This window comes from Chloroflexota bacterium (assembly GCA_023475225.1).
In the GTDB taxonomy this organism is placed as follows: Bacteria; Chloroflexota; UBA6077; order FW602-bin22; family JAMCVK01; genus JAMCVK01.
Genome location: JAMCVK010000040.1, coordinates 1 through 26,209 on the forward strand (window position 1 = coordinate 1; position 26,209 = coordinate 26,209).

Genomic DNA, 26,209 nt, shown 5'->3' on the forward strand with positions numbered 1-26,209 from the left:
AGGCTCTCTTTTTGACCAGTCCTGGGGCAAGAAGTTATCCACATGTGGATACCCCTCCCCCATACCCCCTCCCCACTACTACTTATCAACATCCTCTAACTGTCACGGAGGCATCTGAACGCAATCATATATATTGTTGCCCGAAAAAGTTTACTTATACTCCTCAGCTGCTACGTGCGTTGTGCCCATAGACCCTTCAGCCAAAGACTCCAGCAGCTGCTGCAAGGTATCCATCCATTTGTACCCTGATCCCCCCAAATGGCCGGAAGGCGGATGCGCCGATGCTAACTGGTAGCTGAGCCTTATCTGTCTGTGTCCTATTTTCAGGACATTTCCAAAGTGTTGCAAAAGCGAACGCCATTCTGGCTTGGTCTCTCTGTTCAGGTGAATGATGATTTCCTTGCCAACACTGGAAATGGACTCTATCCCCACGAAGGCAGCCCATAGCCTGAGTTGCAGCAGATAAATCAAATTGAGGGCTGGCGGCGGCAAGGGCCCGAAGCGATCGTGCACCTCGGTGACGATATGGCCAAGCCGGTCTATACTTCCCATGCCCGCCAGTCGCTGATAGAGATTCAAGCGCTGCAGTTCATCCTCAATATAATCAGCTGGCAGATAAGCGCTCAAAGGTAGATCCAAAGTGATAGCTGGGAGTTCCTTCTCTTCCTTGCCCTGTAACTCCCGCACGGCCTCAGCTAGAAGACGACAATAAAGATTAAAACCAACAGCGGCGATATGCCCATGTTGTTCCACCCCAAGCATGTTCCCAGCCCCTCGGATCTCCAAGTCCTTCATGGCGATCCGAAATCCTGCCCCCAATTCGGTGGCCTCAAAGATGGTTCTCAGGCGTTTCTCTGCCGTCGGGGTGAGTTTTCTGTCTCTATCAAACAAGAAATAAGCGTAGGCCCGGCTTGCCCCTCGACCAACGCGACCGCGCAGCTGGTACAGCTGTGCTAATCCAAAACGATATGCTTCGTTCACAAAGATGGTGTTCACGTTCGGGATATCCAAGCCCGACTCGATTATGGTACTACAAACGAGCACGTCATACCGGCCGGCGGCGAAATCCAGCATCACTTTTTCCAGCTGCTCTTCGAGCATTTGTCCATGTCCGATAGCAATGCGCGCCTCAGGAACTAATCGGCGCAGGTGCTCAGCAATGGCATATATACTTTGCACTCGGTTGTGCACAAAATAAACCTGGCCCCCGCGCTCCAACTCTCGCAATATGCCCTCTCGAATGACTCTTTCATCGTACACCAAAACGTAAGTTTTGATGGGAAGACGATCCTCCGGAGCAGTTTCTATCGTGCTCATATCACGGATGCCAGTAAGGGCTATATGCAGCGTGCGTGGAATTGGCGTCGCCGTCAGGGTAAGTACATCTACCTCTTTTCGCAGCTGCTTCAAGCGCTCCTTATGCACGACACCAAACCGCTGTTCTTCGTCGATGATCACTAAGCCCAGATCCCTAAATACAACATCCTTTTGGATTAAGCGATGCGTACCAACGCAGATGTCAATGGTCCCCAGCCGCAAACCCTGAAGGATTTCCCTTTGCTCCCCCGCAGAGCGAAAGCGAGACAACATTTCCAGACGGACGGGGAAAGGCTGGAGACGTTCTCGAAACGTATTGAAATGCTGTTGAGCAAGGACGGTAGTCGGTACTAAGATGGCTACCTGCTTACCGTCTATAACGGCCTTGAAGGCCGCCCGGAGAGCCACCTCTGTCTTACCATAGCCGACATCACCACAAATCAGGCGATCCATAGGTTTACTCTTTTCCATATCCATTTTGACTTCAGCGATGACCTGGGCCTGATCAGGCGTCTCTAAATAGGGAAAGGATGCTTCCAGCTCACCCTGCCAGGGGCTATCCGGAGCGAAGGCATACCCCTGTTTCACCTCACGCGCCGCATAAAGTTCCAGCAGCTCCTTCGCAACATTCTTGACCGCTGTTCTCGCACGCTCTTTCGTCCGCATCCACTCCAGGCTGCCCAAGCGGTGTAAGACTGGGAGAGATTCGCCAGCTCCAATATAACGGCTCACACGATCGGAGTGATCAGTAGGAACATAGAGGCGATCGCCCTCCGCATATTCCAAGAGCAGGTATTCTCGCTCAACCCCATTCGAGGTCAGTTTTGTCAGTCCTTGATAGCGAGCTATGCCATGCTCGATATGCACCACAAAGTCACCGATCTCTAAATCGCTCAACACAGTCGCTTCAAGGGCAGCCCGTCGGCGCACCGCCCGCCTTGGCTTGGACCATCCAAACATTTCGCTGTCTGTGAGCAGAATGAGCCCCTCTCGACTATCGGGTACCTGAAACCCCCCACCCACCAAACCATGAACAATATTTAACGTACCTGGCTGGGGTGCTTGCTCAATCTGTTCTACAGATGTGACAAAAAGCTCCTCCTCTCGGAATAGCTCCGCCAGCCGTTTGGACTGTTGCGTGACCAGCACCACCCTATTCCGATCTTGAAGAGCCTTCCGACAATCATCCATAACCAGATTGAGACTTCCCCCATAGCCGATGACATTCTGAAAACTCTCCCGGAGATCCCAAAGGTTATCCTCCCCACAGAATTGATCCCCGTGCCAGGCGAAGCTCAATACACGTTCCCCTTGCCTTAATTTGGTGGAGAGCTCTTCCCAGCCGAGGTAAGGGACAGCATAATCGCTGGGCAATTGCCCACTTCGGATAAGCTCATGGCGCAACTCGGTTGCCTGCTGCTCCAGGTCTTGGATAGCTGTTTGCACGCCTTCTGGCTCATCGAGTACCAGCAGCCCATTGGCCGGAAGATAATCAAGAATGGTAGCCTCCGTATAGTATGGCGCGTAGAACTCAATCCCCGCGAATGACTCCCCCCGCTCAAGTCGCTCCAGATCCCGGCGCCATTCCTCTTGTACCTCTGAATGGCAGCGCGAGAGATCGAGCTTCAGTAATGCCTCAAACCCACTCCTATCCTTTTGAGATGGTACAGAGAGCGTAGGGGTTATCAGAACGGAGGATACCTTCACCAGGGATCGCTGGGTCGCTGGATCAAACAGTCGAATGCTCTCTATATTCTCACCGAAGAGCTCGATACGCACGGGCTCAGTGTTCGTGAGGGGAAAGATATCGATGATACCCCCACGCCGACTGAACGTTCCCGGTTCTTCAACCATAGTGGCCGGCGAATAACCGATGGTCAGCCAATGTCTGAGCATATCCGCCGGGTTCAAGGACTGCCCTTGTCTTAGGACAGGGGTATCAGAGGCGAAGCGGTGGGGAGGGGTTATTCTTTGCATTAAGCCCTTCGCCGATGCTACGACGATGGGGGAGTTCTCAGGTGGCGAAACATTGGTCAGCGGGCCGTAATGCTGGGCCAGGGCCGCCATACTGCGGAGACGCTGCCGCAGTCCGTTCACATCGGCAGGGATGCGTTCATAAAATAGGGTGTCGGGTGCAGGGTACAAATGGATCAAGTCTGGAGAAACTGACCACGCTGATAGCTGGTCGTAAACTTGCTGAGCACGTTGTCCACTTGTTGTGATACAAAGCATTGGACGATCAAGCCCCTGCTGGAGACAGGCCAGAAGAGCTGGTTTGGCCGCATCTATCACAGCCACTCGAAGACAATTCCAGGAACTGGTGCGCAGGGCCGCTACCAGGTGCTGAAGGTCGTGCATGTTCTCAATCAGTGGGAGTAAGCCGGCTAGGATCAAGTCATAACTCTCCCTGAACCAAATGATGATCGGAACCGATCCACCGCAGCCTTTCGGCAATTTTATATTATGTATTATATCAAACGACCTCGAATCGGTGTCGTCTTTCTAGAGGACAACGCTCACGGCAGAATGCATGGAGTCTACAAAGCTTCCGAAAACTAATTTTTCAGCCAGGATGAGGAATACAATGCATGAGGTTACGATTATGAGTAGATTAGAGATTGCGTAGGCCTTTGCCTAGCAGAACTATCTTTAGCCCTTGATGAGATGACAAGCAACTTGGTGACCTTCGCTCAGCAGCCGCAAGTTAGGCTCTTGTGTTCTACAGGCATCCATAACGAACGGGCAGCGAGTATGGAAGCGGCATCCACTCGGTGGATTGGCCGGCGATGGAATCTCGCCGTGCAATATTATCCGATCCCGTTCGCGGGCTCGACGTGGGTTAGGGACAGGAGTTACTGAAAGGAGAGCACGCGTGTAGGGATGCAGGGGATCGGTGAAGATGCTCTCCACTGGCCCGGACTCGACGATTTTGCCCAGATACATGACCGCTACCTGGTGAGCTATAGCTCTCACCACAGCCAGATCGTGTGTAATGAATAGATATGCCAGCCCACTATCTTGCTGCAAGGATTGCATCAGCTGGAGGATCTGAGCGCGCACGGAAACGTCAAGGGCAGAGACTGGTTCGTCTGCTACCACTAGCCTGGGCTGCAGAGAGATAGCGCGCGCTACGCAAATGCGTTGGAGCTGCCCTCCACTGAACTCGCGCGGGTACCGATCCAGGTATCGATAGGCCGGCGATAGCCCCACGCGTTCCAGGATCTCTGCAACAATCGAACGGACTTCAGATTGTGAGGCCAAGCCGTGAAGCAACAGCGGGTCACGTAATATCTCGAAGACGGTCCTCCGAGGATTGAGCGCCGCACGTGGATCCTGAAAGATCACTTGTACATCTTTCCGGAAGCGACGGAGCGGCATGCCACGCAAGGCATGTACATCCTGTCCCTGGAACAACACACGCCCAGCCGTTGGCTCGATGAGACGCAATATCAGTCTCGCGGTCGTCGTCTTGCCTGAGCCGCTCTCGCCGACCAACGCCAGGGTCTCGGTGGTTCCGATCTCAAGCGAGACATCATCAACAGCGCGTACGAGACTGGGACGACGATTGAGAAATCCGCTAGACATGCGGAAGTGCTTGGTGAGCCCTTCAGCTATGAGCACAGGTTCGCCCCTACCGGTCAACTGCCACTTTCCTGCTGCCAGCAGTGGCATAGAGCCAACAACGGACGACTGAACCGGCCCCCAACGTAATCAGCGGCGGATCTTCCATGCAGTCGCCGAACGCCTGAGCACAGCGTGGACAAAAGCGACATCCCGGGTCTGGGTCCACCAGATCAGGGACCGTACCAGGGATAGTCTTCAGCACCGGTCGAAATTCCTCAATACTCAGCGCTCCGGCCAGAAGCCCTTGCGTGTAAGGGTGGTTTGGTTGCTCAAAAAGGTTAACTGCGGCAGCCTCTTCTATTACCTGACCGGCGTACATCACGTACACTCTATCACATAGCTCAGCTACAATTCCCAAGTCATGGGTGATCAACAATAGCGCCAATGATAACTCCACTCTAAGCTTGCAGAGTAGGGCCAGGATCTGAGCTTGCAAAGTTACGTCTAACGCGGTCGTAGGTTCATCAGCAATCAATAGTTTGGGTTGACAGGCCAACGCGATGGCGATCAGGACACGCTGACGCATGCCCCCGCTGAGTTCATGTGGATATCTGCGGCGAAAATCTGCGTCGGCCGGTAGCCCTACTCTTTCGAGTGCCTGACCCACTTGGTTGTCAACGCCAACAGCGCCCTGGTGCAACCACACAGCCTCAGCAATCTGATCCCCAATGCACATGGTCGGGTTCAGGTACGTGAAGGGATCCTGGAACACCATAGCGATCTCGGCCCCTCGGACCTGCTCCATCTTGGCATTGCTAAGTGCAAGCAGATCCTTCCCACCAAACAGCACCTGACCGCCTATGATCCTAGCTGGCGGCTCGGGTAACAGCCGAAGAACTGAGCGTGCAGTCATCGTCTTTCCACAGCCCGATTCTCCCACCAGGCCCACACTTTCTCCGGGAAACACCGTTAGATCGACGCCGTCCACGGCGTGAACAATGCCCCGAGACATGTATAGCCAGGTCTTTAGCCCCCGCAGTTCCAACAGGGGTTGTTGGGTATGTGTCCCAGGTCTCATCAACGTTCCTTTAATTCGGGATTCAGCAAATCATTGAGCCCATCTCCGACAAGGTTGAAAGCCAGCACATTGATAAAGATAGCGGTACCGGGAAACACAGACATCCACCAGGCACTGCGGAGGAAGGGCTGCGCCCGGTTGAGCATCTCGCCCCAGCTAGGCATACGCGGGTCCCCAAGACCAAAAAAGCTCAAATTCGCCTCCAACAAGATCGCCAGGGCGATGTCCAGCGTCCCTTGAACAATGGCAGGGGGTAGCGCATTTGGCAGAATCTCTGAAATGATGATATGCCGGTCTCCAAATCCGATCGCTCGTGCTGATTCAACGAACTCGCGCTCTTTGAGCGCCAGGAACTGGGCTCGGACGATTCGGGCTGTTGCGGGCCAGCTCAACAATCCGATGACTGCAATCGTCTTCTCAAGACCACCGCCTAGCATGGCCACAACCAAGAGCGCCAGGAAGAAGCGTGGCATGATCTGGAAAAACTCGGAGATGCGCATCAACAGGCTGTCGAGGGACCCACCATAGTAGCCCGCCAGGCTGCCAATCAAAAGACCGACGGAGAAGGAGGTGAATGCGGCTAGCAGACCAACGGTCAAGGAAACCCTGCTTCCATACAGCACCCCGCTGAAGACGTCCTTACCGACATTATCAGTTCCCATTGGGTGCACTAAGGTGGGGGAAAGCAGCCGCTCACGGCTAATGGCCAGCGGATCATAGCCTGTCAGCAGCGGGGCGGACATGGCCAGCAGCACAGTGAGCACCGCCACACACAGCCCAAACACGGCCAGTTTACCCTTACTGAAACGTCGCCACCCATCTAGAAGCCCTTGCCAGCGCTGCATCGTCTGACTAATTGAAGGCTGCATCACCAGGGGATGTTGCCCTGTCATACCGACTAACCTCCCTTCACCTGGGTCCGACGGATTCGGGGATCCAACCAGCTGTAGGCTAGGTCAGTGAGCAGGTTTGCTAGAATGGCCATGCTGGCAACTGTGAGGAAGATGCCCAAGATAACCGGAGTATCACGCGTTGCCATCGAGTCATACAAAAGCCGTCCCAAGCCCGGCCAGGCGAACACCGTTTCTACCAGCGCTGAGCCAGCTAAGACATATCCAAAATTGTATCCAATGGATGTGATCACTGGCAGAAGAGCATTGCGCAGGGCATGCACATAGAGGATGCGACCAATGGGCACACCCTTTGCTTTGGCAGTCACGATGTAGTCACTGCCCAAAACCTCCAACATACTAGCTCGCGTCAGGCGCGCGTTAGAAACCAAGTAGCGCACACTCAGAGCGACGGCGGGCAAAATGAGGTGCCGACCGATGTCAACTAGAGCGCCCAAGCTGTCGTATTGCTCTCGGGCCGAGGTCATCCCCTGGGCTGGCAACCAGCCAAACTGGACGGCGAAGAGTAGAATGAGCATCTGGCCAAGCCAGAACACGGGGATTGAGAAGCCCAAGATCGAGCCCGATGTAACCAGAGTATCCTGCCAAGTACGAGGATGCCTTGCTGCGCTCACACCCAGTAGCACGCCGAGCACAGCGGCAAACGTGAGCGCGGATAAGGTGAGTATGAGCGTGTTTGCCGCACGTTCGAGAATCAGGTCTTTGACCAGTCGCCGATTTGCGAAGGAGAATCCCAGATTGCCCCGCGCGACATTGCTAGTATAGTCGACGAGCTGGCGCCACACCGGCTGATCGAGGCCGAACTCTTTGCGCACGCGTTCCACGTACTCTGGAGGCGCCGGGAAGTTGCCCACCAGCGCCTGTACCGGGTCGCCCGGCGCAAGGTGGATGATCAGAAAATTGACCACCACCACTGCCAGCAATAGGGGGACAGCTTCGATCAGCCGGCGCAAGATGAATCTTGTCATACCGTCTATCACTCTTCCTGTTCGGCGAGCAGGCTGATCAGGCCTGCACTTGAGGCGTGTCGATCAAGATTCCAAACGAGGTCCTGCAGTCGCTCCGTGCGTTCTCGGTGGACTCTCATTCCGGCCAGGGATAGAAATTTTGTCTCGAGCTCCTCATCGGACATCGGATTACTAAGTTCACCTTTGGCATGTTCTACAGTGGCTGAGAACACACGACCATCGATGAGATAGACTTCCACCGTCGGCTGGCTGTCCAACGGCCGAGCGGACTCAGCAACGACAGCCACTCGCGAGGCTAGGTCCCGAATAGTGGAGTCGTCAAGATATGGTGCCTGGAAATGTTCGAGGTCTGCCCTTCCCACGCTGAGCGCCATGGCCACGCTGTATGGCAGGCTCATCTGGGCATCAAGGACATTCTTAACATCCTGCTTGCCCACTTGCCGGGCGGTCTGCTCAGAAGAGTGGATCACAACATGACGAATTTGGGAGACACTCAGATTATGGAGCTGACGAAGCTGCAAGACCGCGTCTAGGGAGCTGTGGCATGCTCGACAGCAGGCGTAGGGTTTAAAGCCACTGCGGAGGATGAGAAATTCCTTACCAAGGTCACATAATAGGGCATCCGGCATTGCCCGTTCGCCCCCGTACAGGCTGGTAAAGCTACCCCAATCGTTTTCAAAGATGTGGCTTGGGCCAGTCAGGCCCTCTCGGGCCAGGTAAGCGGCGACTATTCCGGCCTCAGCGGCCTTACCAGCGTGCAAGCGCTTGCTCATTGCGCCATCAGCGATGAATGACCAGATGCCACCTGTGTAAGAGCCGGCCAACCCCAGAGCATGTGCGGTCTGCTCGAGAGAGAGGCCCAAGATGCGCGAGGCACCCGCTGCTGCACCAAACACGCCGCAGGTCCCTGTGCTGTGCCAGCCTACCGCGTTGTGAGCTGCGTAACCGCCCACCAGGTCGACCACACGTGCAGCAGCCTCGTATCCCGCAACGATCGCCACAAGAAGGTCGAGCCCAGTAGGGTGCGACAGCTCGGCGGCTGCTAGCACCGCTGGAATGACAACCGCGCCGGAATGCCCACAACCGCCAAAGTCATCGATTTCGCGAGCGTGGACAGCGGTGCCATTGACCAAGGCCGCGTGAGGCGCCGCCAGACGTTCGGGCCGTCCCCAGACGGTAACCGCTCCATTGCCTTGCCAGGATTGTGCCGCACGGACAAGGGCTTCGACCTCGGGCGTAGAGCAGCCCGCCAGCCCGGCGCCGAGGGCGTCGAGGAGGACTCGTTTCGCCGCGTGCAAGACCGCAGCAGGGATATTATCCGGGCTTAGCCCGCACAGAGCGGCCGCAAGTTGTTGAGAAAGAGTCAATCCTGCCATCGGTCACCCTGAGTATTTGGATCATGCGAGCAGACGATCAATGGCCTGCTCCAGTGCCATAGCGCCACGCTTGACCTGTTCGCGAGCGGCCACGAGCTTACGACTATCCTCAGACAGTGCCGCCTCGTACTCGGACAGGCGCTGCCCCGCTTCCCGCGGCGCGGGTCCACCGTAAAGGGTCCGGCGATTGACGAAGGCTGTTGGGTCAAGCGCATCGCGCAGTACCTCGACGCTCAATCCAACCGGCTGTCCCATATACTCGATGGCTGCCTCATCCAATAACTCAGGGGTCACATCCGCAGGCTTGATGCCTCGCTCGTTTGTGTAGCGCACCAGGATCCCGACTATCTGATGCGCTGTTCGCCAAGGCAGTCCCTTATCACGGACGAGGGCACCGGCTACGTCGGTAGCCTGTGCCCAGTACGCCCCTGCACGTTCGCGCATGAGCTCCTTGTTGATCTTCAGAGCTGGCATGAACTCGATCATCCAGCCGAGATCGCGAGTCAGCTTTTCGAAGCTGCGCATAATGGCCTGCCGCGTGTACTCTCGGTCTAGAATTGGAACTGCGGTTGGATCTTTCTCGACCAGAAACGCCGTGACCAGTCCACCCACAGTCTCCGCTGCGGCGCCCTTGGTCTCTTGGGGAGCATAGGCGTTCTTCTTTTGCATCATGATGCTGCTGGTGCCGCAGAACCGATCAGGAAAATCGATCAGGTTGAACTCCGAAGTGCTGAACAGCATCAGGTCATCTGACCAGCGGGCCAGGTTCATGTGAAGGATAGCAAGAGCCGACATTGTTTCGAATAGATTATCGTGGCTGAGAATAGCATCGAAGGTGTTCTTTTCCACAGAGGTGAACCCAAGTAGCTCTGCCACCCGGTGACGGTTCAAAGGGAAATCCGAGCCGGTCAAAATGGCTGCTCCAGCTGGACTCCGATTGGCATGGCCGAACAGCAGATAGAGCCGATCGAAGTCGCGCTCCAACACGGAGGCCCATGAGAGGAGAACGTGGCCCCAGGTGGTGGGTTGGGCATGCTGGGCGTGCGTGTAGCCGGGCATCACCGTATCCAGGTGCTGCTGGGACAGATCAATCAGCACCCGGCGCAACCGGATAACCTTGTCCATCACTTCCAACAGCCGGTCGCGAATGTAAATCCGTGTGGAGACCTCGCCCAAATCGCCCGAACTGCGTCCCAAATGAATGCGGCCCCCCACCGACTCCCCAAGCTGGCGGATGAGGTACTGTTCGCCCGAATGCATGCCGCCTTGCACCTCCAGCCGAACGGTTTCGACACCAGACTCCTCCATCTTGCGCAATGCCTTAAGCATTGCCACACCATCCGCGCGTGGGATCAGGCCCTCTTCGGTCAGCATCACCAGGTGAGCCTTGTCGAACATATGAATGGTATATAGCCGTGGCAGGATCCGATCGCTCCTGTGGTCAACCAAATTGGGCACCAACTCTTCCATCAGCCGGATTCCGGCAGTTCGAAACCCTCGATATTCTGTCTGCTTTTGCTGACGCATCAAGATACTCCTTCTCCTTTCATGCCTCACGTGGGAGCACGCAGCTCATAGATTCTGAGAATTAAACGACCTTGTAAACCACACCGCCTGGTCAAAGACACTCAAACTTTTGTCTACCAATTCACAGATCAACGATAGGATAAGTGACAGCCTGACTGCTCCCCCAGCCCGGTATGTAGGCCGATTTAGCACCAACCCCTCCGGCGACGACGATCAGGATATCGTTGGGCGATTTGGTGATTGGGAGTTGATCGAAGCTCGCCGGCAGACCACAGCTAGCCCGGGTCATCTGCAACTTAAGTCGATTGGCTGGGGAGAGCATGTCTGCCCTCACATGGGAATGCCCCCAGATCCAGCGCTGGACCGCCTCCCGGCTCAGCCCTCCCTTACCGAAGATACGAGCGTGCTCAGGGCAGAGCACCAGCGTGAGATGTCCATTGATCATGGCTGTCCCACTGGGGCCGACCAAGCCCGCCAGGACCAGGGACTGCGAGAGCGTAAACAGCAGGTCCTCAGGCTCCGTACTCGCGCTGTCGCGGATCTCGCAGACGCCTGTTGCAGGAACGACGGTAACAGCGCTTTGCCCCTCGGGAATACCTTGTTCCACAGAGAGCGGCGGCCAAGGGCTTTCCATCTCATTCTCAGCAAAGCAGAAGGAATAATCGCCCGGTTGACCTAGCGTCGATTTGCCCGTAACGCCTGCTTCACCGCCAGCATTTCGTAGGGTTAGCCTCACTGCCCGGCCCAGCGTCGCATTGGCACGACACCCAGCCCCCATAGCCCGCGTGGTACTGTTCAAGCCGAGGTGTCTCACCACAGGTCCATTGACGATGACCAGAGTGGTGGTTGGACTCGTAGTGGACAGGAGCAGGCCCAACTGAAAGAGAGGATCGCACGCCGCCTGAACAGCAGTACACAGAGTGGGCAAAGCCTCTGCTGAACAGCCTGCCATGATGGCGTTGGTCGCCAGATAGCGAAGAGACATTCGCCCCATCCTGGGAGGGACGACGGCTACGAGCCGTTCCGGGTCCCCACGGACGCTGTCGAGCATTGTCTCAAGCCGCTCCTGAGTTGGGGCCCGGAGGGGAAAGCCATCGCCCCAGCCCCTGTCATCGGCAAGCGCCTCGAACTGTTCTTCCGATTCAAGTTCAAGATATGGAGTCGGAGGTCGGTCCCCTATGCTGGGAAGCTCCTGCCCACCTTGTGGTGTGAAGAGGGCTTCCGAGATGGTTTGGGCCAGATCGCTGGCAGCCTCCAGCTTCCCCATTGCGGAGAGACCCGAAAATATGTGGGACGCCGTCATGATCGCCATCGCTGCGTAGCCTTGCTGTCGGGCATGCAGGCGAGCCAGTGAGGCAAAGGGTTCCGTAACAATGACCACTGCAGGGATACTAATCCTTTCGATGGCCGCCGCAGCGTGGACACTCCACGCCGTGCAGGCTCCTCAATCGGCCACGCCTATGACTGTAGCGTCATATTGCCGAGCGGCATCGGTCACCTGATCAAGATTTGCGCCGCTCGGTATCAGCTGGCTGTCGATCACCCGATAGAGCCCCGTCTGCTGTAGACTGGACAGCAGGGTCTCCAGGAAGGGTTGACCAGCAGCGCGTCCACTATTCAGCACCAGCAACCTCGGCCGGTCCCCTCTCGCAAGCCGCGATACCACTCTGATCTGTTCAGTCTCTGCCGGAGGCACGGGCACATGGATCCGCATGCTTACGCTCCGAATGACTCTAATCCAAGCTATTTCTGGTAAATTTCCGCGTACCAAGGAGATGTCGTTTCAGGTGAATTGAAGAACTCCTTTAAGTTGCCGAACTTGTCTCGAATGGCATCGGCGAAGCCCGAGTCCAGCAACACGGCCGAGGGAATATCTCTGGCGATGATCGTCTGGGCCTCGCGGTAGTACTTAGCTCGCTCTTCCCTGGTGACCGCGCTGGCGCCCTTCTCAAACAGATCGTCGAGGGCAGGGTTGCAGTACTGCGAGGCGTTGGTAAACGAGGCAGGCCGAATGTCTGCACAGATATAGGTACGTTGGATTCCGAAAAATGGGTCGCCCGCCGATGTGTAAAAAGCGATAGAGGTGTCATAATCTTTCTTCATATAGAGCATGTCTAGCCACACCGACCGCTCACGGGATTCCAGAGTAACCTTGACACCTACCGACCCCCAGTTGGCCCGAACAATGTCGGCGATCTCCTTGAAACCTGGCTGGGCTGGATCGTACAAGAAGCGGATCTCGAAGCGGCTGCCATCGGCACGTTTCGGATATCCAGCGTCATCCAATTCCTTATCGGCTCGCTTGAGATCAAACGCATACATCTTCATATAATCCACGTCCGGATTGTAAGCCCAGCGCAATCCCGGTGGTATAGAGGAGGTTCCGAGTCCACCGATTCCGCCGTAGGCGCTGTCTAGCATCAGCTGACGGTCGAGAGCTCGGAAAAGTGCCCGGCGCACACGCACATCACTCAGAGGTGTTTTCTTAGCGTTGAAGAAGAGGAGCAACACCCGCGGATGTCCGCGCCCTCTCTCGACTACGATCTCCTTCGACTTTTCGAGGCGCGCTACGTCAGTAAAGGCTATATCGTAATTGGAGATATAATCGATGTCGCCGGCCTCTAGGGCCAGAATGCGGGCACTGCTATCTGGAAGCACCCGGAACACGAGCCTGTCGAGATAAGGTTTGCCAGGATCCCAATAGTCCGGGTTGCGCACAAGCGCAATGCTTTCGCCGGGCTTCCACGAATCAAACTTGAATGCGCCTGTGCCAATTGGGCGTAGATTAGCGGGGTTCTTAAGAGGGTCTGTTCCTTCGAAGATGTGTTTGGGCTGAATCCCGATGTTCTCCGCGGTGCAAATATCAAGGAAGGGCCCAAAAGGCGCTTTCAGCTTGATGACCACTGTTTGGTCATCGGGGGCTTCTATCGATTCGACGCGCTTAAGGACCGGCGCAGCACGCGGGTGCACCGGCGAAAGTTTCTCAAATGTGTACCTGACATCGGCAGATGTGAAGGGCCTTCCATCATGCCACTTGACGCCGGTCCGCAGGTGAAATGTCACGGTCTTACCATCTGTGCTGACTTCCCACGACTTGGCCAGAGCGGGCCTCAGTTGATACTCACGGTTTATTCGCACCAAGCCTTCTGTTACTGCAGAGGCGGGGAGTCCAACCATGACACTGGAACTAAGGGAAATATCGAGGTGCTCGGGATTCGCGCCCAGGGCTACCACCAGTGTCCCACCTTGTTTGGGCTTTGGTGGTGTGGGCGTCGGCGTCGCTACGACGACTTTAGTCGGCGTCGGCGGAACTGGTGTTGGTGATGGTGCCGGGGCACAGCTGGCCAGAAGTGAATCGAGGGTCAGCGCACCCACTGCACCAGCGCCTAGCTTGAGAAGCGTTCGGCGGTCGATTTTCTTTTTTGATAACTTGTCGATGCTACCTGACATTTGCTGATCCATCGTCTATTCTCCTTTTCCAAACCCATACACTTCTGAACCTATACGCTACACCCAGAGGACATCGGTTCGATCGCAAATTAGCCTCTATGTCTTGGCATCTCACCTCCTTACTTTACCCCAGCCTTCCCTGGACATACCCCTTGTCCCCTTTCCACCAGAAATTACAGAGCGCCTCCGGCCTGCTCAATGATGTCCAACATGGCCTGTTTACCGCGCTGACAGTGCACCAAGATGGCGTGGCTCAAAGCTGCGAGGTCGCGGTGCTCGTAGGCACCGACGATGGCCAGATGCTCTTCATTGACCTGTAGCGCGCTGCGAGCCTCATGATGGAAATAGACTCGCGTTTGGATAACATCGATGTTCAGGGTCCGATAAGCCTGGAGCAATTTGCCGTTTCGGGCCATCTGAAAATGATGGTCATGGAACTCAGCGTTCTTACAAGAGAACCCTGCAATATCTGTCCTGCGGCCGTCGGGGGCAAAGAACGGGGTGAACTCGCCCACCAGGGTGCGAAGGCGTGCTATCTCCTCATCGGTAGCCCGATCGATGGCTAGTTTAGCTGCGAACAACTCCAGATTTTCGCGAAGGTCGACAGCCTCGATGAAGTCTTGAACGGTAAGCGGCTTCACAAATGTACCCTTGCGAGGCTCGATGACAACTAAACCTTCGTTGTCGAGCTGCCGAAGGGCTTCCTGCACCGGGGTGCGGCTCACACGCAGGGACTTAGCTATTTCATCGATATCGATCTGGCTGCCACTCCGCAGAGACTGCCTAAGGATTTGATCCTTCAAGATAGCATGCACCCTTTCAGCCAGATAGGACTGTTCTATGGGCTGCAAGTCATACAAGGCATTTGGCAAATGAGGAGTATTGCGTGACATTTGCATCCGTGTATCCAAAAACTTTTCCCCCTGAGTATAGTACTAGATTAAAATGTGATATTTCAGATATTACATTTTACATTTTAGTACAAATTGCCAACTTGTCAAGTAGCTATTGGCTCGACGTGTTGACTTCCCTGGCCTGGCGTGGTAGTGTAATGGCCACAAAAGAGTCATCATCCTGTTGAGGATTCCTTTGATCGTTGACTTTCACACCCATATCTTCCCCCCTGAAGTGCGCGCCTCCAGAGAAAAATATCTCAAGAGAGACGCCTGGTTCCGTCAACTCTATAGCTCCCCCCGAGCCAGATTGGCCTCTTTAGAAGACCTCATTACCTCGATGGATCAGGCCGGCGTTGATCAAGCAGTTGTCTGCGGATTCGGCTGGGCTGACCCCGGACTCTGCCGGGAACACAATGACTATATCTCGCAGGCCATAAATCTTTATCCAGAGCGTCTCTTCGGATTTGCCTCTGTGCAGGTAAAGGAGGGTGCCCGAGCCGTCAGCGAGATCGAACGCTGCCTGGGCGCTGGGATGTGTGGAATTGGCGAGCTTAACCCAGATGGACAAAGTTTCCAATGGGACGACGAGATAACCATCAGGCCGGTTGTGGAGGCAGCCATCGCCCATAATCTACTGCTTCTCACCCATACCAGTGAACCCATCGGTCATTGCTATCCTGGCAAAGGCACGGTATCTTTGCAATCGCTGTACTACCTGGCAAGATGTTTCCCAGAGCTGTGTTTAGTATGTTGCCATTGGGGTGGGGGGCTCCCCTTCTACGAGTTGATGCCCGAAGTTGCTGAAGTGACTCGAAACGTCTATTATGATACCGCCGCCTCTCCGCTTCTCTACGACTGGCGCATCTTCCCTATTGTTATTTCACTCGTGGGCGCTTCGAAAATCCTCTTCGGCAGCGACTTCCCCTTGCTCAGTCAACAAGGTTTTATCAACCAGATACGTCGCCTTAACCTCGCTCCTGTGGACCTTGAGGCCATCTTAGAGAGAAATGCCAAAAGAATCCTTCCCCCACCTCGTCTCAGCAACCACCCAGGGCATAAATCATCTGGAGGGAAGCGATGATGAAAGCTGGCGAGATGTTCCGTACCTTCATCGCCATCGAATTGCCCCCAGAGATCAGGATGGAAATGGCCGAGGTTCAAAATTGGCTTCGGGCAGAAGCGGCCAAACGAAGGTACGATATAGCCAGGGCTATCCGTTGGGTTGACCCAGACGCTATCCATCTGACCCTAAAATTTTTGGGCGATGTAGCCGCTCACATGGTGCCCCAGATCGAACAGGAACTGCGTCAGGCCGTTGGTGAGCACAGCAGTTTCACCTTACGTTTAGGGAAGCTGGGTGTGTTTCCTCATCCGAAGCGACCACGCGTTCTCTGGGTGGGGCTGGAGGGCGACCTGCCACAACTAGTGGCCCTCCAGGCGCAAGTAGACAATGTTTTAGGAAAATTGGGTTTTTCTCAAGAGAAACGGCCATTCAGTCCTCACCTAACCCTTGGGCGGGTAAGAGAGAGCGTCGATCCTAAGACGCAGGAATCCATCGGTGAGGTAGTCGAGTTCGCCCCTGTACCCATCCCGGCCACGTTCGTCGTCGAATCCATAGCCGTTATGCGCAGCCAACTTAGGCCAACTGGTCCTCTCTATAGCCGAATGGCTGAGATCCCATTGTTGGGTTGCGATTAATCATTATCTTTTTGGATAATCAATTCTATGGATTTAAAATGCCTCCGAAAACCGTTTCAACTCCTTGTAACGGAAAACGGGTCCGTCCAGGCAGACGTATTTCGGACCTATATTGCAGTGACCACACTTGCCGATGCCACATTTCATATGCCGTTCGAGAGTCAATAGTAGGGCTTCTTCAGAGAAACCCATCTCGAGTAGCTCCTTTATCACAAAACGGAACATGATGGCCGGTCCACAGACTATAGCGACAGAGTTATCCGCTAAGATCGACGCTTTGTCGAACAAGGTAGTGACTACCCCGACATGGCCTTGCCAGTCTCCTGAACTGACGTCTACCGTTACCAGCACCTCTGAATCATCCATATCCGCCCATATCTTAAGCTCGTCCCGGAAGAGCAGGTCAGCTGGGGTTCGTGCTCCATATAAGATAGTTACTTTTCTGAAGTCCATCCGGTTGGCAAACACTGTCCAAATTAGCGATCTCAAAGGGGCTAACCCCAGTCCTCCACCCACGAAAACTAGATTTTTATCTTTCATCTCCTCGACGGGGAATCCATTCCCGAAGGGACCCCTGATACCGATGACATCGTTATCACTAAGCCAGTGCAGCACCCCAGTCACTCTTCCCACTCTTCTCACACATAATTCAAGGTATCCCATCTCTCCGGGGGCAGATGCTATTGAGAGGGGTGATTCGCCATACCCAAGAAGGCATAGCTCTATAAACTGTCCAGGCCTGTACTGAAACTCCCTCTTATACCGCTCACCCTCGATACATAAACCAAATGTCTTAGTATCGTAAGTTTCCTCCCTTACCATCCTGATTACCGCTGGATAAGGTGCATATAGATTTCTCATGTCTATCGCTCACCTACTACGGATCGGAATACTTGTTCCCAGTCTATGTGGCACAACGCAGTCTCAGTACATCTGCCACACCCTACACACTGGAGTATACTAAATCTCTCTACAAAGTAATCCCATTTATGATAGAATCGTTGCTTTATTCTTGCTTCCTTACTATCCCTTGGGTTTATACCCCCCGCCATTCTAGTAAAACCTGGAAGGAGACAACAGTCCCAGCACCGCAGCCTGCTACCCTCTTTGTTGTGTACCCTATCAACGACATCAAAGCAGTAGCAAGTAGGGCACAGGTAGGTACAGCCCCCACACTCCATGCACCTCTCCCCTAGTTGCGCCCACCGGCCATCGTTGAAGCAAGCCTCCATCTTTCGTGTCACCTCCCCAGGATCGGCAGGCCTGGTAAAAAGATTTTTCGCTTGTTCAACTACCTGCTCCTTCTTCCTCTGACTTTGCTCACTTGCCTTCCGAAACAGGCCTGACCCCTTATCAACTAGCTCCATGCCCATTTCCGAACCAACCTCCACAAAGTAGAAAGCATCGAGCTCCGTAAGAAGGACATCAAAACCACCTGACAAGGTAGGACCTGCCCCAGTGAGGCCACAAAAGCACCTCGCTGCCGGCCTACTGCAGTTAAGGGCCACTAAAGTGCTCCTCTCCCTCTGCAAGAGATAATACTCGTCCCTTTGGTCCCCACCGAGGACATTATCCAGAATAAATAGGGCATGCACGTCACAGGGACGCATGCCGAAAATTACTCTCTCCTCCTGTTTTTTCTCCGGAAATACTATATCAAAGCCACTCTTTCCGATGGTAAAACTAAACATAGTTTCACTAGGCGGCAAGAAAAATTCCTTTGGTGGCATCAGCGTATTTTCATAGTCAAGAGCGATGTGATTAGTAGCTGATAGAGAATTGAAGACAACTTCTCCTTGTATCCTCACCGGTGCAATGACCTCATACTCTCCTCTCAAGATCTCGAGCCACTGCAGCACTTTTTGCTTGTCCAGCTCCCATGCCAAAGCCACTTTAATCACTCCTTTCTAAGGCAATGGCACAGACCTTATACTCGGGTATTTTTGCCATTGGATCCAGGGCAGGATTGGTTAGCATGTTGGCCGCCGCTTCCCCAAAATTGAAGGGCATAAATACGGTCTTTGGTGGCACCTTCTCGGTGACGAAGGCCTTGGTAATGATTTGCCCCCTCCTTGATGAGACTTTAACTTTGCCTCCGTGTCGTATATTCAGTTCTTTAGCATCAGCAGGGTTAATCTCGATATAACCCTCCGGAGCCTCCCTGTTCAAGGCCTCTGATCTCCCGGTCATTGTCCGACTATGGAAATGATAATGGATTCTACCCGTAGTGAATACAAATGGATACTGCTCATCTGATATTTCCGCAGGAGGTAGATAGTCCACAGCATGGAACTTGCCTTTCCCTCGAGCGAAGGTATTCTTGTGAAGATACTTTGTGCCGGGATGATCCGGCGTAGGACAAGGCCACTGCAACCCAAAATCATCCAGCCGGTCATAGCGAATCCCGCCATATATTGGGGCGAGGGTAGATACCTCCTCCATTATCGCCTCAGGTGAGTTATAGCACATATCATAGCTCATCCTGCGAGCAACGTCACAGATGATGTCCCAATCAGGTCGAGTAGCCCCTATGGGGGCTATAGCTTTTCGTACTCTCTGGACCCGCCTCTCAGTGCTAGTAAAGGTACCGTCCTTCTCGGCAAAGCTACAAGCTGGCAATATCACGTCAGCAAGCTCAGCTGTCTCACTAAGAAAGATATCTTGCACCACCAGAAAATCTAGACTCTCAAGAGCGCGTTTCACCTGATTTATGTTGGGGTCGCTTACCATCGGATTTTCACCCATAATATACATCGCCTTGATTTTCCTCTCTACCGCTGCATCCATCATCTCAACCACCGTCAAGCCTACATTAGCTGGCAGTCTTATTCTCCATACCTGTTCAAATTTTTGCCTCGCTATCTCGTCAGCTACACGCTGATATCCGGCGTAAAAATTGGGTAAGGCTCCCATATCACAAGCCCCCTGGACATTCTGATGCCCTCGCAGCGGATTTACACCGGTTCCCTCCCTACCCACATGGCCACAAAGCATGGCTAGGTTAGCACAGGCTAGTACGTTATCTGTACCTGTAGTATGTTGGGTGATGCCCATGCAATACAAGATGGTGGCCTTCTCAGCTCTGGCATACAGCCTGGCTGCAGCCCTAAGGTCATCAACCGGAACCCCAGTGATCTGTGCTACATCGTCTACCTTATATTTTTGGAGTATGGACCTTAGTTCACCAAAGTCTTCCACCCGTTCCTCGATGAAGCTAGAATTGTGTAAACCCTCCTCTATTATCACGTTCATTAGCCCATTCATGAGGGCAACGTCTGTCCCTGGCCTTAATCGAAGGTGCATATCGGCAAACTGACTCAGGTGAATCACTCTCGGATCGATGATGACCAATTTAGATCCGTTATCTACCGCCCTAAGTATGTCGGCTGCAATAACGGGGTGCTGCTCAGTAGTATTGCTGCCAATGATAAAGATGACATTTGCATCTTTGATCTCAGCGATAGAATTAGTCATTGCCCCACTGCCGAACGCTTTGACCAAACCGGTGAGAGTCGAAGCGTGGCAAAGTCGTGCACAGTGGTCCACATTATTGGTCCCTAAGACAGCTCTCGCAAACTTCATCATCACGAAATTTTCTTCGTTCGTGCACTTGGCCGAGCTAAGAACCCCCAGGCTATCGCTGCCATATCTCTGTTTTATTTCTGTGAGCCTCTCAGCAACCAAGTCTAACGCTTCATCCCAGGAGGCTTTAGCAAACGTCCCGTTTCGCTTGATAAGCGGATCAGTCAATCTCTGCGGATGGTGCACAAACTGGTGAGCATTCCATCCCTTGAGGCAAAGTCGCCCCTGGCTAACAGGATGCGCCCGACTTGGGGCGATGCCCATCACTTTGCCACGGTCGACACACAGATACAGGCCACATCCGGTTCCACAATATACGCAGGTTGTAAGTACTTTTTCCACGCTCATACTTTGTCCTCCATCCGTTAGGATCTTGCCGTGGGACTAACGACGCCCTCCTACTATAACTCACGATAATTGAGCTTTCAAGATGAAGTCTTGTATCTGCACCGTCTATTACTTCGTTGCCCATCAGATAGATGCTATGTTACAATGCGGGCGAAACGGAATTTCGGCCATAATAGAGGAGAGACCAGAGAATGAAAAAAGGGCGGATACTGACTGGACATCGGCCCACGGGCAGACGACACTTAGGACATCTTTTGGGAACCCTGGAGAACTGGGCCCGCTTACAGGATGAATATGAGTGCTTTTTCCTGGTCGCCGATTGGCACGTCTTGACAAGCGACTACGCCCACACGGATAGACTAGAGGAGAATATCTACCAGATGCTCTGTGACTGGCTGGCCGCCGGGATCAACCCTGAGCGCAGCACCATGTTATTGCAATCGGCTGTACCGGAGCACGCTGAACTGTCCCTGCTCTTCTCAATGCTCGTTACAGTGTCACGCTTACAGCGAAACCCCACCTATAAAGAGCAAAAGAAGGAGCTCCACTTAGGTGAAAGGGCTTCACTTGGTCTTCTGGCTTACCCGGTGCTGCAAGCCGCTGATATTCTTGTTTACCGTGCCAACGCTGTGCCCGTAGGGGAAGATCAATTGCCCCACCTCGAACTCTCAAGAGAGATAGCACGGCGTTTCAACAGCCTCTACACTAGTGTTTTTCCCGAGCCCCAGGCTGTTCTTAGTCCGACACCACGCCTGCCAGGCACGGATGGGAGGATGATGCACACTAGTTATGGTAACACCATCCCTCTCTCAGCCACCTCCGAGGAAATAAGGGAGAAGGTAATGGGCACGATTACCGATCCCCAGAAGATTTATCTACGCGATCCGGGTCACCCCGAAATCTGCACCGTTTTTGCCTACCACCGTGCCCTCGGACAAACGGACATCGCCATGCTGGAGAATGATTGCCGGGCTGGCCGCATTGGCTGTGTCGCTTGTAAAAAAGAACTGGCCGAACGCCTTGTCCAACGCCTGCAACCATTCCGCGAAATCCGAGAACGGGTAAGTCGAGAGCAAGTTATGTCTCTGCTACACGAAGGGTCAAAACGGGCCCGCCTGGAGGCGCAGGAGAGCCTAAGGCTGGTACGACAGGCTATGCATATGGCCTATTCCCATCGCTAGTCTGTCCGCTCTCTAAGGCGCTTTTTAACAGCTAACGAACTACTGGTAGGAACAGCACAGCAAGGCCAAGGATAGCACAATAAAGGGCAAAGACGTAGAGCCCACGGGTGCGTAGATAACGAAGGAGAAAGCCAATAGAGGCGTAGCCCGTGCCTGCCGCAGCCAAAAATCCGATAGTGAGGGGAACCAACCTGGTAATAGCCTCCCCTGTCCGCAGCAGATGGAGCACCTCTACCCCACCAGCCCCAAAGATAACCACCGCCGCCAACCAGAAACTGAACCTGGCCGCAGCTGATCGGGTCGTTCCCAGCAGCATAGCAGCCGAAATAGTGGCACCGGAACGGGAGATACCGGGAGCGATGGCCAGAGCTTGAGCCAATCCCACCACGACGGCATCAAGGGGTCGTAGTTCTGGCATATCCCTGCGCTGTTGTCCCAGGTACTCAGCGACGGCCAAGGACAGACTGGTGACCAGGAGGAATATGGCCACTAAGTGCGGCTGACTGAACATGGCTTCGAACCACCCACCCAGCGTTGTGCCGGCGATACCCGCGGGGATAGTCCCCAAGAGAACCAACCAGGCCAATCTTCCATCCGAACTACGCCCCCGGCCGACAAGACTGCGCAACCAGCCGTCGAAAAGAGAGACAAAATCGCGCCAGAAAAAGAGGAGCACAGCCATTAGTGTACCGAGATGGAGCACAGTGTCGAAGGCCAGTCCCGGCTCTGGCCAGCGAAGTAACCAGGGAACAAGGACCAGATGAGCAGAGCTGCTCACCGGTATGAACTCTGTGAGTCCCTGAACGATCCCCAGAATTAAGGCCTGAATCAGATCCATCACATCACCGCCTAACCAATGAATAACGGGGCTAGGACTAAAGTGATGGTACTCAAGAGCTTAACCAGGACGTGTAGCGATGGTCCAGCTGTATCCTTGAATGGGTCTCCCACTGTGTCACCGACGACAGCTGCGGCGTGGGTTGCCGACTTCTTCATAACGATATTTCCATCGCTACCCCTTAGATGGCCAGCCTCGATGAACTTCTTGGCATTATCCCAAGCCCCACCACCGTTATTGAGCACCGTGGCCAGGAGGATACCAGCTATCGTACCCACCATAAGAAGAGCCGCCTCAGCCTCAGCCTTCAGGAGCAGCCCGACAACAACGGGCATACCTACGGCTAGCAATCCAGGTGCGACCATCTCGCGCAAGGCCGCGCGCGTGGTAATATCAACGCAACGGCCGAAATCGGGCCGCGATGTGCCAGCCATGATACCGGGGTCCTCGCGAAATTGGCGGCGCACCTCCTCAATGATGCTGCTTGCCGCCCGGCCCACTGCACGGATGGCCAGCGAGCTAAAGAGATAGACTAGCATCGCCCCCAATAAAGCGCCAACAAAAACCTCCACCTTGGCAATATTTACCGTATTAAAAGGATGGCCAGTCACCTCCGCCACTTTATCCAGGTAGGCACTGAAGAGAAGGAAGGCCGCCAAGGCGGCTGAACCGATGGCATAGCCTTTGGTTAAGGCCTTCGTCGTATTTCCAACAGCATCTAGGGCGTCGGTGATGTGACGCGCGTCAGCTGGTGCTCTGGACATCTCGTTTATGCCCCCAGCGTTGTCTGTGATGGGACCAAAGGTGTCCATAGCCAGAATGTAGGCGCAGGTCATCAGCATCCCCATCGTCGCCACCGCTGTGCCATATATGCCTCCATGGGGAAGGCCGCTTTGCATCCCGAACCAATAGGCACCAATCAAGGCCAGCGAGATAGTTATAGCTGTGCTGGCCGTACATTCATAGCCCACGGCCGTGCCGACGATTATGTTCGTGGCCGGTCCTGTTTTGGACGCCTCCGCGATCTCTCGTACCGGTCGCCAACTGCCGGAGGTGTAGTATTGAGTGATATACACGAAAGCGATGCTCGTGGCAATGCCGATTAGTCCGGATAAGACAAACCAACTATTCTGTAACATATGAGTGGTCACAAAGTACATGGCGACGGCCGAAAGCACCGCAGTAACATAGTAGCCTCGATCCAGGGCACGCATCGGGTTCTCACCCTCACGACCACGTACAGACAGCAGCCCAATGATGGAAGCGAATAAGCCAAAGGCTCGAACCACTAAAGGGAACATAATCCAGGCTGGATTGTGAGTGTATACAAAAATGGCCACGCCGAGAATCATGGCACCGATATTCTCAGCCGCAGTGGATTCGAAGAGGTCAGCACCACGGCCGGCGCAATCCCCTACATTATCGCCCACCAGATCAGCGATAACGGCCGCATTGCGCGGATCATCTTCCGGAATGCCCGCCTCAATCTTGCCCACCAGATCAGCCCCCACGTCGGCTGCCTTGGTATATATCCCTCCCCCTAATTGAGCAAACAAAGCCATAAAACTGGCGCCAAAACCGAAACCAACGATTAAGAAGGGGACTTGGGCCGGGTTTTGGGCTCCACCATAAAGGTAGAAGATGCCAGCCACACCCAACAGACTCAAGGCCACGACGAGAAATCCAGAGACTGCCCCACCACGCAAAGAGATGGTGATCGCCTCGCCAAGACTACGAGTAGCTGCGCTGGCGGTGCGCGCATTCGATTTCACAGCCACATACATGCCGATGAAGCCGGATAAGCCTGAGCAAGCTGCTCCCGCCATGAACGCGATAGCCGTCCTGATGCCCAGGTCTGGGTTATTTCCGAAATAACCGATCAAGAAGCCTATGATGACGGCCGTAACTACGGCTAACATAGCTATGGTTTGATACTGTCTCCTGAGGAAGGCCATCGCCCCCTCATAGATCATATCGGCGATCTCCCGCATCCGCGGGGTCCCCGCATCCCTATGTAATACATCCCAGGCCAAATAAGCCACAAAGATCACCGTGGCCACGCCGGCCAACGGTACTGCTAGCACTAGATCCATCTATCGACTCTCCTTTCTAAAAGGATGCTACCTATATTTGTTTAAATGGCGACGGTCTTCGCTTAGGCAGCGTTGCCCATTCAACCCCTGTCTATATAACCAGAAAAAAGCCTAAAACCGCTAAAGTATAAAAATTGCGATCAAGATGGTCAATTTTGGCACGCTCAGTCACCTCTTTGCGGTTCCTGCTTTTAACACCTAGAACGCTCAGAGGGCGATCGGACGAAAGTGGTCATGACTGCGTGGAACGAGCCGTTCTATCGTCCCATTAGGCAATTGTAACCTGAGCCCTTCTTCAGGAGGAACAATCCTCCCGATCACTGCCGCCATGGTTCCTGTAGCATCATGGATAGACCTAATTATCATGCTTTCTGAGCCTTGCCTTACGGTAAACAATAGCTCGTAATCCTCACCTCCGTAAAGGACATAATCTGAAATTGGTATTTTGAGGGCTGTAGCCGCATAACGTAGCTCAGCGGAGACCGGCACTCTATCCAGCCAGAGCAAGGCGCCTACCTTGCTCGCCTCACAGATGTGCGCAAGGTCACCGGCCAGCCCATCACTGATGTCAATCATTGCTGTACAGACAGCGCTTGTTGCGATTACTCGCCCCTCCGCCAGGCGTGGCCTGGGTAAGCGATGGCACTCTTTCAGGAAGTTAGCCGCCTTCTCAGGACACGGAGTGCCCTCCCTCGACAGAAGATCCAGGCCCGCCGCAGAATGGCCCAGCTGCCCTGTGACCAGTATGGAGTCGCCGACACGAGCGCCGCTTCTGTACACCACATATTCCGGCTCAACCTCCCCTAACAGAGTAATATCTATGATCAGACCTGAAGAGGACCTGGAGGTATTCCCGCCTACAATGTGCACCCCAAAATCTTTGGCTTCCGCTATGAGTCCCTCATACAGCTGATCCACCAACTCAACTTGGATACCAGGCGGAAGGAACAAGGACACCAAAGCATATGTGGGCAGGCCACCCATCGCCGCGATATCGCTCAGATTAACCGCTAAGGCCCGGCGTCCTAGCATTCTTGATTCAGTAGTGGTCAACCTGAAATGGACGTTCTCAACCTGGGCATCGCAGGTAACCAGGAGTAGATTGTCAGCCACGGTTCTTATGACAGCTACGTCTTCCCCAATCGCCGCCACAACCTCACCTCCGGGGTAGCCAACCATTTTGCTTAGGCGATCGATGAATCCAAACTCGCCAAGATCTTCGATAAGCATTGCTCCCACCATAGATAGGGCCCTAACTTACTCCCCTGCCCCGAGTATTTTTAGCCGTCCCACAGCTTTTTGAAACTCGGCCAGATTGGATTCCAGCTCACTTTGGCGATAAGCCACGGTAAAGTCCCCAGCGTCTTCTCAACGATACCCCG

At 54.2% G+C, this 26,209-nt stretch carries 20 protein-coding genes; 3 read left to right on the forward strand and 17 right to left on the reverse strand.

Going from position 1 to position 26,209, the window contains the following annotated elements; translation table 11 throughout:
* Positions 1-150: 150 nt before the first annotated feature.
* From mfd to M1136_10690, 11 genes are all read right to left on the reverse strand, one after another.
* Entirely contained in the window at positions 151-3,711 is a 3,561-nt protein-coding gene (gene mfd / locus M1136_10640; GenBank protein MCL5076083.1) for a transcription-repair coupling factor, read from the reverse strand.
* 255 nt (positions 3,712-3,966) lie between these two features.
* On the reverse strand, positions 3,967-4,938 hold the full coding sequence (locus M1136_10645) for an ATP-binding cassette domain-containing protein (protein MCL5076084.1): 972 nt from the start codon (positions 4,936-4,938) through the stop codon (positions 3,967-3,969).
* A gap of 10 nt (positions 4,939-4,948) precedes the next feature.
* Entirely contained in the window at positions 4,949-5,959 is a 1,011-nt protein-coding gene (locus tag M1136_10650) for an ABC transporter ATP-binding protein (protein ID MCL5076085.1), read from the reverse strand.
* Positions 5,959-6,852 carry an ABC transporter permease gene (locus tag M1136_10655; protein MCL5076086.1) on the reverse strand — a complete coding sequence of 298 codons (894 nt, stop codon included), beginning with the start codon at positions 6,850-6,852 and terminating at the stop codon, positions 5,959-5,961. Before M1136_10655 ends, M1136_10650 begins: the two co-directional genes overlap by 1 nt.
* Before the next feature lie 5 nt (positions 6,853-6,857).
* Positions 6,858-7,838, reverse strand: a complete 981-nt coding sequence (locus tag M1136_10660; protein MCL5076087.1) for an ABC transporter permease — start codon at positions 7,836-7,838, stop codon at positions 6,858-6,860.
* Positions 7,839-7,846: 8 nt separating this feature from the next.
* Positions 7,847-9,214, reverse strand: coding sequence for an MmgE/PrpD family protein (locus tag M1136_10665; protein MCL5076088.1), 1,368 nt, complete (start codon positions 9,212-9,214; stop codon positions 7,847-7,849).
* 21 nt (positions 9,215-9,235) lie between these two features.
* Positions 9,236-10,672, reverse strand: a complete 1,437-nt coding sequence (argH, locus tag M1136_10670) for an argininosuccinate lyase (GenBank protein ID MCL5076089.1) — start codon at positions 10,670-10,672, stop codon at positions 9,236-9,238.
* A 190-nt stretch (positions 10,673-10,862) separates the two neighbouring features.
* A complete protein-coding gene (locus M1136_10675) occupies positions 10,863-12,122 on the reverse strand; it encodes a hypothetical protein (GenBank protein MCL5076090.1) in 1,260 nt (419 codons plus the stop codon).
* 63 nt (positions 12,123-12,185) lie between these two features.
* The gene (locus M1136_10680) at positions 12,186-12,455 is read right to left on the reverse strand and encodes a hypothetical protein (protein ID MCL5076091.1); all 270 of its coding nucleotides are present in this window, start codon (positions 12,453-12,455) and stop codon (positions 12,186-12,188) included.
* A 29-nt stretch (positions 12,456-12,484) separates the two neighbouring features.
* Positions 12,485-14,191: an ABC transporter substrate-binding protein gene (locus M1136_10685; protein ID MCL5076092.1), complete on the reverse strand. Its 1,707-nt coding sequence runs from the start codon at positions 14,189-14,191 to the stop codon at positions 12,485-12,487.
* A 173-nt stretch (positions 14,192-14,364) separates the two neighbouring features.
* A complete protein-coding gene (locus M1136_10690; protein ID MCL5076093.1) occupies positions 14,365-15,102 on the reverse strand; it encodes a GntR family transcriptional regulator in 738 nt (245 codons plus the stop codon).
* Positions 15,103-15,268: 166 nt separating this feature from the next.
* Here M1136_10690 and M1136_10695 point away from each other — a divergent pair, with 166 nt between their 5' ends.
* Both M1136_10695 and thpR read left to right on the forward strand, forming a co-directional pair.
* Positions 15,269-16,168, forward strand: a complete 900-nt coding sequence (locus M1136_10695) for an amidohydrolase family protein (GenBank protein ID MCL5076094.1) — start codon at positions 15,269-15,271, stop codon at positions 16,166-16,168.
* Entirely contained in the window at positions 16,165-16,785 is a 621-nt protein-coding gene (gene thpR, locus M1136_10700; protein ID MCL5076095.1) for an RNA 2',3'-cyclic phosphodiesterase, read from the forward strand. The genes M1136_10695 and thpR overlap by 4 nt, the downstream gene beginning before the upstream one ends.
* Before the next feature lie 33 nt (positions 16,786-16,818).
* On the opposite strand, the gene M1136_10705 is transcribed toward thpR, so the two are convergent.
* Genes M1136_10705 through fdhF form a run of 3 tightly spaced genes read right to left on the reverse strand, consistent with a single transcriptional unit; the run spans position 16,819 to position 20,715 of the window.
* Positions 16,819-17,607, reverse strand: coding sequence for an FAD/NAD(P)-binding protein (locus M1136_10705; protein MCL5076096.1), 789 nt, complete (start codon positions 17,605-17,607; stop codon positions 16,819-16,821).
* Positions 17,608-17,648: 41 nt separating this feature from the next.
* Positions 17,649-18,677: a 4Fe-4S dicluster domain-containing protein gene (locus M1136_10710; GenBank protein ID MCL5076097.1), complete on the reverse strand. Its 1,029-nt coding sequence runs from the start codon at positions 18,675-18,677 to the stop codon at positions 17,649-17,651.
* A 1-nt stretch (position 18,678) separates the two neighbouring features.
* Entirely contained in the window at positions 18,679-20,715 is a 2,037-nt protein-coding gene (fdhF, locus tag M1136_10715) for a formate dehydrogenase subunit alpha (GenBank protein MCL5076098.1), read from the reverse strand.
* A gap of 191 nt (positions 20,716-20,906) precedes the next feature.
* Here fdhF and trpS point away from each other — a divergent pair, with 191 nt between their 5' ends.
* The gene (trpS, locus tag M1136_10720; protein ID MCL5076099.1) at positions 20,907-21,896 is read left to right on the forward strand and encodes a tryptophan--tRNA ligase; all 990 of its coding nucleotides are present in this window, start codon (positions 20,907-20,909) and stop codon (positions 21,894-21,896) included.
* A 31-nt stretch (positions 21,897-21,927) separates the two neighbouring features.
* Here trpS and uppP read toward each other — a convergent pair whose 3' ends face one another.
* From uppP to thiL, 3 genes are all read right to left on the reverse strand, one after another.
* Complete coding sequence (uppP, locus tag M1136_10725) at positions 21,928-22,734, reverse strand: undecaprenyl-diphosphatase UppP (GenBank protein MCL5076100.1); 807 nt, start codon at positions 22,732-22,734, stop codon at positions 21,928-21,930.
* 11 nt (positions 22,735-22,745) lie between these two features.
* On the reverse strand, positions 22,746-24,827 hold the full coding sequence (locus tag M1136_10730; GenBank protein MCL5076101.1) for a sodium-translocating pyrophosphatase: 2,082 nt from the start codon (positions 24,825-24,827) through the stop codon (positions 22,746-22,748).
* A 207-nt stretch (positions 24,828-25,034) separates the two neighbouring features.
* On the reverse strand, positions 25,035-26,057 hold the full coding sequence (gene thiL / locus M1136_10735; GenBank protein ID MCL5076102.1) for a thiamine-phosphate kinase: 1,023 nt from the start codon (positions 26,055-26,057) through the stop codon (positions 25,035-25,037).
* Between the last annotated feature and the right edge of the window lie 152 nt (positions 26,058-26,209).

Bases quoted from the DNA above. Each gene is read 5' to 3' on its own strand.
- M1136_10685 (MCL5076092.1), bottom strand. From the start codon at position 14,191: ATGTCAGGTAGCATCGACAAGTTATCAAAAAAGAAAATCGACCGCCGA.
- M1136_10705 (MCL5076096.1), bottom strand. From the start codon at position 17,607: ATGGTAAGGGAGGAAACTTACGATACTAAGACATTTGGTTTATGTATC.
- uppP (MCL5076100.1), bottom strand. From the start codon at position 22,734: ATGGATCTGATTCAGGCCTTAATTCTGGGGATCGTTCAGGGACTCACA.
- thpR (MCL5076095.1), top strand. From the start codon at position 16,165: ATGATGAAAGCTGGCGAGATGTTCCGTACCTTCATCGCCATCGAATTG.
- M1136_10665 (MCL5076088.1), bottom strand. From the start codon at position 9,214: ATGGCAGGATTGACTCTTTCTCAACAACTTGCGGCCGCTCTGTGCGGG.
- trpS (MCL5076099.1), top strand. From the start codon at position 20,907: ATGAAAAAAGGGCGGATACTGACTGGACATCGGCCCACGGGCAGACGA.
- thiL (MCL5076102.1), bottom strand. From the start codon at position 26,057: ATGCTTATCGAAGATCTTGGCGAGTTTGGATTCATCGATCGCCTAAGC.
- M1136_10655 (MCL5076086.1), bottom strand. From the start codon at position 6,852: ATGACAGGGCAACATCCCCTGGTGATGCAGCCTTCAATTAGTCAGACG.
- M1136_10680 (MCL5076091.1), bottom strand. From the start codon at position 12,455: ATGCGGATCCATGTGCCCGTGCCTCCGGCAGAGACTGAACAGATCAGA.
- fdhF (MCL5076098.1), bottom strand. From the start codon at position 20,715: ATGAGCGTGGAAAAAGTACTTACAACCTGCGTATATTGTGGAACCGGA.
- M1136_10730 (MCL5076101.1), bottom strand. From the start codon at position 24,827: ATGGATCTAGTGCTAGCAGTACCGTTGGCCGGCGTGGCCACGGTGATC.
- M1136_10650 (MCL5076085.1), bottom strand. From the start codon at position 5,959: ATGAGACCTGGGACACATACCCAACAACCCCTGTTGGAACTGCGGGGG.
- M1136_10660 (MCL5076087.1), bottom strand. From the start codon at position 7,838: ATGACAAGATTCATCTTGCGCCGGCTGATCGAAGCTGTCCCCCTATTG.